Here is an 11238-nt window from a genome sequence, read left to right as displayed (position 1 = left end):
GCCGGCGCGCGGCGCGGCGGCCACCGCCCTCGCCGTCGTCGTGGCGGCGGGCGCGGCCGGCGGCGCCCTGCTCGGTCCGTACGGCGCCGCCCGCGCGGCCCTCGCGGTCGTCGTCGCCCTCGCCGCCGCCGAACTCCTGCTGCGCCACTGCGGGCGACGCTTCGGCGGGGTCACGGGTGACGTGTTCGGGGGGCTCGCGGAGACGGCGGCGACGACGGCGCTGGTCGTGCTGTCGCTGTCCCCGTCACCGGGCTGAGACGGTCGCCGGCCCGGGGCTCAGCACGCCTTGCGCCAGGCCCCCAGTTCGTACTTCTTGAGCAGTGAACTCAGCTTCAGGCGGCGGGACTCGGCGCAGAAGCGGCCGGTGGGCACCTCGTACTCGACGTGGAAGACCGCCTTGCCGGCGTCGATGAACGGCTGCAGGGCCGCGCACTCGTCGTACTGGGCGCACTGTTCGTTGACCGCGAAGTCGAAGTCGCCCACCAGCTGCGGGATCTGGTCCAGGTCGTTCTTCAGGCCGACGGAGAGACCGCGGTCGTGGGCCAGTTTCGCGATCAGGCGGTTGTAGCGGAGCTGGTCGCGGGAGGTGAGCGGGAAGCCCGAGCGGTTGCGGTAGCCGTCCATGTTGTCCGGCTCCACCGCGTCGAAGCCCTTGGCGCGGCACATGTCGAGCCGGGCCGCCATGATCGGCTCCAGGACGTCGGTGCGGCGGATGTCCAGCCAGCGTTCGCCCTCCCAGCCGTTGCCGCGGCCGAGGACCGACTTCGGGAACGCCCCGGAGTCCGGGCGCCAGTCCTCCCAGGCTCCGGTCGAGAGGTAGCAGATGACCTTGCGGCCCTGGCGGTGCAGGGCGGCGACCGTGGCCTTGGAGTGGTCGAAGCCGTCGATGTCGTAGACCGGCACGTCGACGGAGGTGTCGAGACGGCCGCTGAGCTGCCACTGCCAGGCCGTGCCGGGGCGCGGCTGCCAGCGCGGGCCGCTCGGCTCGTCGTCGGGGCTCTGCGCGCAGCCCGCCAGCAACAGGGCGAGCAGGGCGGCCGGCAGCAGGGGGCGTCTCACCGGGCGGGCTCCAGGGTGTGCGGCAGCGTCCCCCAGGGATGATCGCCGCCACCGGGCACCGCGCAGTGCACCGTCGCGCCCCGCTCGCGGGCCAGGCGCTCCAGGGCGACGCCGGGCGGTACGCCGTACACCAGGTGGCACAGCCGTGCCCCGGTGCCGTCGGGATACGGCTGTGCGGGCCGGCGGCGGTACGACGCCCAGGTGCCCTCGAAGGTGACGAGGACGTCGGCGATGCGGCCGTAGGCGGGGTGCGGGGGCGTGCCGTGGTTGAGGACGAGGGTGCCGCAGCCCAGTCCCCAGGCGGCCACCGCCAGTCGCTGGTAGTGGGGGAACTCGTCCGGCCCGGCGGCCACCTGGTCGAGGAAGGCGCCGTCCGTGCCGTACCAGTCGCGGTGCCGGGTGAGGTCGCGGACGACGTCGGCCTGTGGGCGGCGGCCGTAGTCGGTGTCGGCGTAGCCGAGCACCCGGACCTCCGCGGTCCGCAGGCGGGCGGCGACCTCGGCGAACGCCGGGTCGGGGCGGTCGCCGGGACCGCTGGCCGGGTTGAGGACCACCCCGTACAGGCGTGGGGCGGCCGCCACGATGGCGTCCCATTCGGCGGGGCGGACGGACGGGTGCTCGTAGTAGGGGATCAGGAGGGTGCTCATCGGTGGGCTGTTGCCCTCCCCAGCAGCGCGCACACCAGCACGGCCTGCACGGCGGCCGCCGTGCCGTACACGACCGGCCCGGCCGTGTGCGGGTCGCCGGTGTGGGTGACGAGGACCAGGGTCTGGGCGAGGGCCGCCGCGCAGCACACCGCGGTCGCGCCGAGCACCGCGCCGAACGACTGCAGGAGCAGGCCCGTCCACAGCACCACGCCCAGCAGGAGCAGGCCGGTCAGCCGGACACCGCGCGGCGCCGGGGAGTTCGGCCACAGCGCGGAGGTGGCGAGGCTCAGCGCGAGGAGGACGGCGAGGTAGCCGGCCAGGCACTCCGCGACCGTGACCGCCGTCGCGCGGCGGAAGGACCGGGGGCTGCTGCTGGAGCGCAGCCCGGCGAGGCTGCCGCTGCGGAAGCGGTACAGCAGCCACTCGGCGGGGCCCATGCTGAGGGTGAGCGCCACGGCGGCGGGCGCGGCGACGGCACCGTGCTCCTCGCCCGTGAGGACGTCGCCGAGCGCCGCGCACAGCACGAGGACACCGCTGCCGAGGCCGAACAGGGCGTACGGCAGGGAGCCCGCGAGCCGGGGCGCGGCCGGCCGGTCGTGGTCGGGTGCGGTGCCGAACGCGCCGGACGGCAGCAGCGCGGTCAGTCCCGCCCGCCGGCTGCCCCGGCCCAACTCCTTGACCACGGGCGTCACTTCGCGCAGGCCAAGGGCCGCCACCGCGGTCAGGGAGCCCAGCAGCAGGGTGAGGCGGGCCGCGTCGGGCACGGGGTGGACCAGGGCCAGGACCGCGCCCGCCGTCATCGGGGCGAGGGCGGTCAGCAGGAGCCGTTCGCGGCCCATGACCAGCAGGACGGTCGCCGCCGCCAGATAGCAGGACTGCCCGGCGGCGAAGGCGACCGCGGCCGGGGCGGCGCCGCCCGCGCAGGCTACGGCGGCCAGGGCGCCGAGGAGGGCGCCCGCCGGAGCGCCGAGCAACAGGGCGCGGCGGGCGGCCGTGCGGTCGCCGAGGCCCAGCCAGGAGTACGCCCGGTGGGCCAGGCCCTGGTTCCACGTCCAGCCGCACAGGGCGCCGGCCAGCAGGGGGACGGTGCCCGCCGTCAGGCCGAGGTCGCGGTGCGGGCCGGTGAGCCAGGGCCCGCCGAGGACGTGGGCGAGGCCGGGCAGGGCGAAGACGACACCGCGCAGCAGGCAGCCGAGCAGGCCGACCTGCCAGGGGTCGTGGAGCGGGCCGTCCGGTTCCGGGTAGCGGCGGGGCACGCGCTCGTAGAGGGTCTCGGCGAGCGCGAAGGAGTCCTTCACTCCGTACCGCTCGCGTATCCGGTCGTCCGACAGGCCGTCGGACTCCAGGAGGGCGGCTATCTCGTCCGGGTGGACGGCCGCGGCGATGAAGTCGTCGAGGCGCTCGGCGAGTTCGGCGACCGGGTCGGCATGGGCCCGGTCGGGGCTCGGCTGCCGGGGGATCGCGGGCAGGGCGCTCGGGCGGGAGCCCGGCGGCAGCCAGACGCTTCCGCTCACCAGCCGGCCCCGTTTGTCGCGACGCCCGCGTACCAGGGGGCGCGCAGTTCCAGGGTCCAATCGGCGACGGTCTCCGGGGTGGGCTCGTACACCTCGTCCCGGCACGCGAGTTCCCGGTAGATCGTGCGGAAGTCGTCCACGGAGCGCCTGAGCGTGAAGCGGTCGATGACGCGCCGTCGGGACAGGGCGCCCAGCTCCCGGCGCCGTCGGTCGTCGCGCAGCAAGGTCAGCGCGGCGGCGGCCATCTTCTCCGGCTCGCGCGGGGGCACCACCAGACCCGTGTCGCCGACGGCCTCGCGCACCCCGCCGACGTCCGTCGACACCGTCGCCCGGCCGCACGACATGGCCTCGATGACGGAGAACGGGAAGCCTTCGGAGATCGAGGACAGCATGACGACGTGGCCGGCCGCGTAGGCACGGCTGACCTCGGTGACGCGGCCCTCGAACGTGAGGCCGTCGGTGACGCCGAGTTCGGCGGCGAGCTTCTCCAGCTTCGTCCGGTACGCCTCGCCGCCGGGCGGGACCGGGCCGAACAGGCGCAGCAGGGTGCCGGGGTGTTCGGCGCGGACCAGCGCGTAGGCACGGATCAGGGTTTCCAGGTCCTTGATCGGATCGACGCGGCCGCACCAGGTGAGGGTGGGTGTCTCGGGCTCCGGACCGGCGTGCGGGAAGGCGTGCGGGTCGACGCCGTTGTAGACCGTGCGGATCTTGCCGGGGTCGGCGCCGCCGCGCTCCTCCCAGCGGCGGTTGTACTGGTTGCACGGTGTGATCAGGTCGGCCGCCCGGTAGCCCTGGGAGTTCAGCGCGCGGTAGAAGCCGAGCATGAACGCCTTCACGGGCCAGCGCTGCGCGTCGCGCCGGTAGCCGAGGTACCGCTCGCGCAGGTAGATGCCGTGCTCGGTGAGCAGGAACGGCACACCGTCCAGGTGGCGCGCGGCGAGCGCGGGGAGGGTGGCCAGGCCGCTGCTGACGGCGTGCGCCACCGAGTCCTGCGGGACGCGGACGCCGAGCGGGCGCAGCGCGTGCTCCAGCAGGTCGGTCGCGGTGAGCGCGTCGTGCACCGAGGGCCGGGCGGCGGCGGTCGGCAGGTGCGGCATCGTCCAGATCCACATAAGGGAGCGCAGCGCCGACTCGGTGCGCAGGGCCGCCGACAGCCGCCCGTCGCGGGCGAGCCGGGCCAGCTCGTACAGGGCCGCGCCGAAGTCGCAGCGCGACTCGGGGTCCAGGAAGGAGAGGAGGAACCGCTCGTAGGTGTCGATGAAGCGGCGCCGGGCCCGGCCGTACGGCGGGCGCTTGCGGCCGGGCCGCGGGCCCCAGGTCGGCACGGAGGTGTGCCGGTGGACGTTGGGCGGCAGCTCCCAGGTCACCGGTTCGCGGCCGGTGCCGGTGAGCGAGACGACGTGGAAGTCGACCTCCGGCATGCCCTTGACGAGTTGGTCGCACCAGGTGCTGACCCCGCCGTGGACATGCGGATAGGTGCCTTCGGTGAGCATGGTGACGTGACGGCCGGTCCGTCTCATGCGCTGTTCCCCCCTGTCGGAACTCGACGCTCGGTTCCCTCCCCGGCCGGTCCCGACGGGGAGGGCGTGCGGGACTGCCCGTTACGTGGCGGGCAGCTTCAGCGTGAGAGCGGACTGGAGTGCGGCCGGGGTCGTCCAGGCCGAGCGCTCTCCCGCGTACGGGGTGCCGAACGCGGTGGTGCCGAACAGGAGCTGCTTCTTCGTCCCCTCCGGGGCGGTCACCGGGATCTGCGTCCCGGACGCAGCCGCGACGGTGACGGTGCCGCCGATCCGGTACGCGGTCACCTGCCCCTTCTCCAGGGCGGTCTGCCAGGCGGCGCGGCGCTTCAGCTCGGTGCCGACGGCGCTGTGCCGGGGGTTCTCCAGCGGGGTGTTGTCGGCGAACAGCGCCCGGTAGTCCGCGAGGACCTTCTCCATGACCGGGTAGAGGATGCGGTCCTCGGCGAGGTTCGACTGGTGCGCGTAGTGCGGGCGCGGGTCGTTGCCGAGGACGTGGCCGAGGGCGGTGCGGGCCTCCTGCGGGACGATGTGGGTGTCGTAGCCGGTGGTGACGTCGAGCGGCTCGTCGAGGCAGGTCGAGGTGGGGTTGTCCGCGCAGACGCCGCTGCCGCCGTCGCCGCGGGAGGTGTACACCCAGTTGTACTCGTCGGCCATCTCGGCCTTCGTCCCGACGTTGTAGTACACGTTCATCGGGTGGCGCGGCACGGTCAGGGCGCGGCCCGCCGCGCGCTGCTCCGGCTCGCGGGAGTTGTCCGAGGCGATCCAGGCGACGCCGCTGTCGGCGAGGGCTCCGGCCAGGTGGGGGTTGTCCTCCGGCTGCTGCGGCAGCGTCTTCAGGCCCGAGTGCTCGCCGGTGACGAGTTCGGTGCGGTCGACGGGCAGGCCCCTGGCGACGGCCCAGCCGTGGTTGTCGCGGATCTGTGCGGCGATCTCGGCGCGGCTCATGTACCGCGTCGAGCCGTCGGCGTTCTTCGCGCAGCTCCACGGCACCGTGGAGGTGTCCTGGACGCAGCCGAGGAAGGGGTGCGTGTAGGTGTGGTTGATCCAGCGGTACTGCGCGCGGTCCGCGAGCAGCGTGTCGGTGAGCGCGTCGGTGCCGCCGTGCTCGGCCTTCCACTCCTCGCCGGCGCCGCCGTTGTAGACCATGTCCATGGTGAAGCCGTGCTCGCGCTGCCACTGGGCGGCGTAGGCCGCGTCGTCGGCGGTCATCCGGATCGGCGTGGTCCCCTCGCCGTCGCCGCCGGCGCAGTCGAAGTCGCCGGGGGTGCAGTCGCGCTCGGTGTCCCAGCGGCTGTCCGGGGCGAACACGTCGTCGACGTGCACGGAGAAGTAGTTGCGGTCCCGGCCCAGGTGCACGCCCTGGGTGAGCCATTCGACGATGCCCCGGGCCAGCAGCCGGAACTGCTGCTGGTGCTGGTTGTAGGCGAAGGTCACCACCAGCTCCCGGCGCCCGTCGTGGGCGTACTCGCCGACCAGGCTGCCCCGGCCGCTGCCGCCGGGAACGGCGATGTCGACATAGCTGGTGAAGCCGGTGCGGGGCCGGGCCACGTAACCGTAACTCTCCTGCACGGACGGGGAGTTGTCCTCGAACCGTAAGGCACCGTCGAGGTGGTCGAAGGGGCCCGCCCGCCCCGCCGCCGTGACGGAGGCCTCGCGCCCGTCGAGGGTGCCGGCCCAGCCGCCCTCGCTGGTGTAGTCGAGGCCGACCTCGGGATGCGCCCAGGCGTAGGCGTCGACCTGCGGGATGCCGTACGTCCTCTCGTACGTCTCCAGCGCCGTCTGCTCGGCGGAGCCCGCGCCGAACGGGGCCTCGCTCGGCAGCACCACGCCCTGGTACCTGGCGCGGGGCCGGCCGTCGACGGTGTCGCTCAGGAACGACGCGGTGACGGCCGGACGGCCGGGGTCGTTCAGGTCCACGGTCGTGTACGGGATGCCCGTGTTCCTCAGCTGGGCCGTGATGGCCCGGACGGTGCTGTCGCCGTTGTCCACGACCAGCACCCGCAGGTCGATGCGGGGCTCCTCGGCGGCCGACGCGCCGGGCGCGGTGAGCCCCAGCCCCAGCAGTCCCGCGGTCGCCGCGACGACGGCCGCTCTTCTTCCTCTGTGCGCACGCTGCGCCATGGTCGTCCTCCCCCCAGAGGATCCCCGCGCCTGCTCGTGTGTTCGAGCAGAGGAGGATCAGTGGAAATCATGCAAGCGGCGAGCGGGCCGCTCACCGGAACTCGGTGAGTGTGACTCACCTCACCGAATGCGAGGATCATCAAATGGCCACCGGGTCACCGACGGGTGAACGCCCGCGGGAATGAGCGCGCCCCCCACACGCGCGTAGGCTCGTCCCGAGTGTTCGCCGCACCGGGGAAGGCCCCGCTGAGACCACGCCCTCGGGTCGGAGACGACAGGGTCTAGGGTCGGCTGCCGGGCCCGGTCGACCCACACCGTTCGGCCACAGCAACTTCACATCGGAAGCGAGATTTCACCACCGTGACTGCTCTCACTCTCAGCACCGCCGCGGCGCCCGGCCTGCGCGCCGACGCGATCGTGATCGGTGTCGCCAAGGGCGACAAGGGACCGGTCGTCGCACCGGGCGCCGAGGCCGTGGACAAGGCGTACGACGGCAAGCTGGCCGGAGTCCTGGAGACCCTCGGCGCCTCCGGTGCCGAGGGCGAGGTGACGAAGCTGCCCGCGCCGTCCGGCTTCAAGGCCCCGCTCGTGGTGGCGGTGGGCCTGGGCGCGCTGCCCGAGAAGGACGCGTCCTACGACGGCGAGGCGCTGCGCAAGGCCGCCGGCGTGGCCGCCCGGGCGCTCACCGGCAGCAAGAAGGCCGCCTTCGCCCTGCCGCTGACGGACGCCGCCGACGCCGAAGCGGTCGCCGAGGGCGTCCTGCTGGGCGCGTACTCCTTCGACGCCTACAAGGAGACCGCGCCCGCGAAGAACGCCTCGAAGGCGAAGAACGGCAAGGCCCCGCTCGCCGAGGCCGCGCTGCTCGGCGGCAAGCCCCGCGACAAGGCGTACAAGGCGGCCATCGAGCGCGCCACCGCCGTCGCCGAGGAGCTCAACCGCGCCCGCGACCTGGTCAACACCCCGCCGAACGACCTCAACCCGGAGGCGTTCGCCGCGATCGCGCAGGCCGCGGCCAAGGAGCACGGCATCAAGGTGCAGGTGCTCGACGAGAAGGCCCTCACCAAGGGCGGCTACGGCGGCATCCTCGGCGTCGGTTCCGGCTCGGCGTCGGCGCCGCGCCTGGTGAAGCTGTCGTACACCTCCTCGAAGGCCAAGAAGCACCTCGCCTTCGTCGGCAAGGGCATCACCTACGACTCGGGCGGCATCTCGCTGAAGCCGGCCGGCCACAACGAGACGATGAAGTGCGACATGAGCGGCGCGGCGGCGGTCTTCGCCGCGGTGGTCGCCGCCGCGCGGCTGGGTCTCGAGGTCAACATCACCGGCTGGCTGGCGCTCGCCGAGAACATGCCGTCGGGCTCCGCCGTGCGGCCCGGTGACGTGCTGCGCATGTACAGCGGCAAGACGGTGGAGGTGCTCAACACCGACGCCGAGGGCCGGCTGGTGCTCGCGGACGCGCTGTGGGCCGCCTCGCAGGAGAAGCCGGACGCGATCGTGGACGTGGCGACGCTGACCGGCGCGATGATGCTGGCGCTGGGCAACCGGACGTTCGGGATCATGGCCAACGACGACGCGTTCCGTACGGCGGTGTACGAGGCCGCCGAGGAGGTCGGCGAGCCGGCGTGGCCGATGCCGCTGCCGGAGCACCTGCGCAAGGGGATGGACTCCCCCGTCGCCGACATCGCCAACATGGGCGAGCGGATGGGCGGCGGACTGGTCGCCGGCCTCTTCCTGCGCGAGTTCGTGGGTGAGGGCATCACCTGGGCGCACCTCGACATCGCCGGGCCGGCGTTCAACGAGGGCGGGCCGTTCGGGTACACACCGAAGGGTGGTACGGGGACGGCTGTGCGAACGCTGGTGCGGGTGGCCGAGCTGACGGCCGCCGGTGACCTGGGGTGATGGCGGCCCGTTAGCCCGGTTCGTTCCGTCGTACGGCGGGCGCGGGGCGCGGGGCCGGTCGCGCCCGCACGGCGGAGCCGCGTGCCGGCACGGCCCCGCGCCCCCTCCGGGTCCGCCGCCCGTGGGGTCAGCCATGAAGGAACGTGCGATGTCTCACACCCCGGCCCCGCGTCTCTTCCTGTGCTGACAAGTGCGAAGATGGGGCACGGCAGGACAGGGCCCCACCGAAGGGCCGAGAGCAAAGAGCGGCCGGACACCAGCCGCCGACCGGTCACTGGAGACCGGCGTGGCGCACATGCATGGAGGACGTGACGTGGCGAACGACGCCAGCACCGTTTTCGACCTAGTGATCCTCGGCGGTGGTAGCGGTGGTTACGCCGCGGCCCTGCGCGGGGCGCAGCTGGGCCTGGACGTCGCCCTGATCGAGAAGGACAAGGTCGGCGGTACCTGCCTGCACCGGGGTTGCATCCCCACCAAGGCCCTGCTGCACGCGGGCGAGATCGCCGACCAGGCCCGCGAGAGCGAGCAGTTCGGCGTCAAGGCCAGCTTCGAGGGCATCGACATGCCCGCCGTCCACAAGTACAAGGACGACGTGGTCGCCGGCCTGTACAAGGGCCTGCAGGGTCTGGTCGCCTCCCGCAAGGTGACCTACATCGAGGGTGAGGGCCGGCTGTCCTCCCCCACCTCCGTCGATGTGAACGGTCAGCGGATCCAGGGCCGCCACATCCTGTTGGCGACCGGCTCCGTGCCGAAGTCGCTGCCGGGTCTGGAGATCGACGGCAACCGGATCATCTCCTCGGACCACGCCCTCGTCCTGGACCGCGTGCCGAAGTCCGCGATCATCCTCGGCGGCGGGGTCATCGGCTCCGAGTTCGCCTCCGCGTGGAAGTCCTTCGGCACCGACGTCACGATCATCGAGGGCCTGAAGCACCTCGTCCCGGCCGAGGACGAGAACTCCTCGAAGCTGCTGGAGCGTGCCTTCCGCAAGCGCGGCATCAAGTTCAGCCTGGGCACCTTCTTCCAGAAGGCCGAGTACACCCAGGACGGTGTCAAGGTCACCCTCGCCGACGGCAAGGAGTTCGAGGCGGAGCTCCTCCTCGTCGCCGTCGGCCGCGGCCCGGTCTCGCAGGGCCTGGGCTACGAGGAGGCCGGGGTCGCCATGGACCGCGGCTACGTCCTCGTCGACGAGTACATGCGGACGAACGTCCCGACCATCTCCGCCGTCGGTGACCTCGTCCCCACCCTCCAGCTCGCGCACGTCGGCTTCGCCGAGGGCATCCTGGTGGCGGAGCGTCTGGCCGGTCTGAAGACCGTCCCGATCGACTACGACGGTGTTCCGCGGGTGACGTACTCCCACCCGGAGGTCGCCTCCGTCGGTCTCACCGAGGCCAAGGCCAAGGAGATCTACGGCGCGGACAAGGTCGTCGCTCTGAAGTACAACCTGGCGGGCAACGGCAGGAGCAAGATCCTGAAGACCGCGGGCGAGATCAAGCTCGTCCAGGTCAAGGACGGTGCCGTGGTCGGCGTCCACATGGTCGGCGACCGCATCGGCGAGCAGGTCGGCGAGGCCCAGCTGATCTACAACTGGGAGGCGCTGCCGGCCGAGGTCGCCCAGCTCATCCACGCCCACCCGACGCAGAACGAGGCGCTCGGCGAGGCCCACCTGGCCCTGGCCGGCAAGCCCCTCCACGCGCACGACTGACCCTCGGTCACGGACGCGACGACACAGACTTCCGCACTTCGTAAGGAGCAACCGAAACCATGGCGGTTTCCGTAACCCTTCCGGCGCTCGGCGAGAGCGTCACCGAGGGCACTGTCACCCGGTGGCTGAAGGCCGAGGGCGAACGCGTCGAGGCCGACGAGCCGCTGCTCGAGGTCTCCACCGACAAGGTCGACACCGAGATCCCCGCCCCGGCCTCCGGCGTGCTGGCCTCCATCAAGGTCGCCGAGGACGAGACGGTCGAGGTCGGCGCCGAGCTGGCCGTGATCGACGACGGCAGCGGTGCCCCCGCCGCCGCCCCGGCCCCCGCGGCCGAGGAGGTCGCCCCGCCGGCTCCCGAGCCGGCCCCGGCCGCCCAGCCATCCACCGAGCAGGCCGCCCCGGCTCCGGCGCCCACCGCCGAGGCCGCGTCCGGCGGCGGCTCCGCCGAGGGCACGGACGTGGTCCTGCCCGCGCTCGGCGAGTCCGTCACCGAGGGCACCGTCACCCGCTGGCTGAAGTCGGTCGGTGACAGCGTCGAGGCCGACGAGCCGCTGCTCGAGGTCTCCACCGACAAGGTCGACACCGAGATCCCGGCGCCCGCCTCCGGCGTGCTGCTGGAGATCGTGGTCGGCGAGGACGAGACCGCCGAGGTCGGCGCCAAGCTCGCCGTCATCGGCGCTCCCGGTGCCGCTCCGGCCGCCGCACCCGCCCCGGCCGCTCCGGCTCCGGCCCCCGCCGCCGAGGCCCAGCCGGCCCCGGCCCCCGCGCCGACGCCCGCC

General features: G+C 73.2%; 9 protein-coding genes. 4 read left to right on the top strand and 5 right to left on the bottom strand.

Annotated features, from left to right (window positions below):
• A partial coding sequence (locus ACFPZJ_RS39565) for an adenosylcobinamide-GDP ribazoletransferase (protein ID WP_381031909.1) occupies positions 1-256 on the top strand: 256 nt, incomplete at its 5' end.
• Between the two features lie 20 nt (positions 257-276).
• Here ACFPZJ_RS39565 and ACFPZJ_RS39560 read toward each other — a convergent pair.
• The 5 genes from ACFPZJ_RS39560 to ACFPZJ_RS39540 all read right to left on the bottom strand — a co-directional run bounded on the left by ACFPZJ_RS39560 (position 277) and on the right by ACFPZJ_RS39540 (position 6861).
• A complete protein-coding gene (locus tag ACFPZJ_RS39560; RefSeq protein ID WP_381031907.1) occupies positions 277-1059 on the bottom strand; it encodes an endo alpha-1,4 polygalactosaminidase in 783 nt (260 codons plus the stop codon).
• On the bottom strand, positions 1056-1706 hold the full coding sequence (locus tag ACFPZJ_RS39555) for a spherulation-specific family 4 protein (protein ID WP_381031905.1): 651 nt from the start codon (positions 1704-1706) through the stop codon (positions 1056-1058). Before ACFPZJ_RS39555 ends, ACFPZJ_RS39560 begins: the two co-directional genes overlap by 4 nt.
• The gene (locus tag ACFPZJ_RS39550) at positions 1703-3220 is read right to left on the bottom strand and encodes a hypothetical protein (RefSeq protein WP_381031904.1); all 1518 of its coding nucleotides are present in this window, start codon (positions 3218-3220) and stop codon (positions 1703-1705) included. The genes ACFPZJ_RS39555 and ACFPZJ_RS39550 overlap by 4 nt, the downstream gene beginning before the upstream one ends.
• Positions 3217-4740 carry a GT4 family glycosyltransferase PelF gene (pelF, locus tag ACFPZJ_RS39545; protein ID WP_381031902.1) on the bottom strand — a complete coding sequence of 508 codons (1524 nt, stop codon included), beginning with the start codon at positions 4738-4740 and terminating at the stop codon, positions 3217-3219. The genes ACFPZJ_RS39550 and pelF overlap by 4 nt, the downstream gene beginning before the upstream one ends.
• An 81-nt stretch (positions 4741-4821) precedes the next feature.
• Entirely contained in the window at positions 4822-6861 is a 2040-nt protein-coding gene (locus ACFPZJ_RS39540) for a hypothetical protein (protein WP_381031900.1), read from the bottom strand.
• Between the two features lie 360 nt (positions 6862-7221).
• Here ACFPZJ_RS39540 and ACFPZJ_RS39535 point away from each other — a divergent pair, with 360 nt between their 5' ends.
• The 3 genes from ACFPZJ_RS39535 to ACFPZJ_RS39525 form a co-directional block, all read left to right on the top strand.
• Positions 7222-8757, top strand: coding sequence for a leucyl aminopeptidase (locus ACFPZJ_RS39535; protein WP_381031899.1), 1536 nt, complete (start codon positions 7222-7224; stop codon positions 8755-8757).
• Between the two features lie 313 nt (positions 8758-9070).
• Positions 9071-10459 (top strand): dihydrolipoyl dehydrogenase, encoded by a 1389-nt coding sequence (gene lpdA / locus ACFPZJ_RS39530; RefSeq protein WP_381031897.1) that lies wholly within the window; start codon positions 9071-9073, stop codon positions 10457-10459.
• Between the two features lie 59 nt (positions 10460-10518).
• A partial coding sequence (locus tag ACFPZJ_RS39525) for a biotin/lipoyl-containing protein (protein ID WP_381031895.1) occupies positions 10519-11238 on the top strand: 720 nt, incomplete at its 3' end.

The organism is Streptomyces bullii (assembly GCF_042657145.1).
In the GTDB taxonomy this organism is placed as follows: domain Bacteria; phylum Actinomycetota; class Actinomycetes; order Streptomycetales; family Streptomycetaceae; genus Streptomyces; species Streptomyces bullii.
The sequence above is the reverse complement of the archived record's forward strand: the minus strand, read 5'-3'. Positions and strand labels throughout refer to the sequence as shown.

Coding starts and splice junctions, on each gene's coding strand:
- pelF (WP_381031902.1), bottom strand. CDS start 4,740: ATGAGACGGACCGGCCGTCACGTCACCATGCTCACCGAAGGCACCTAT.
- ACFPZJ_RS39555 (WP_381031905.1), bottom strand. CDS start 1,706: ATGAGCACCCTCCTGATCCCCTACTACGAGCACCCGTCCGTCCGCCCC.
- ACFPZJ_RS39540 (WP_381031900.1), bottom strand. CDS start 6,861: ATGGCGCAGCGTGCGCACAGAGGAAGAAGAGCGGCCGTCGTCGCGGCG.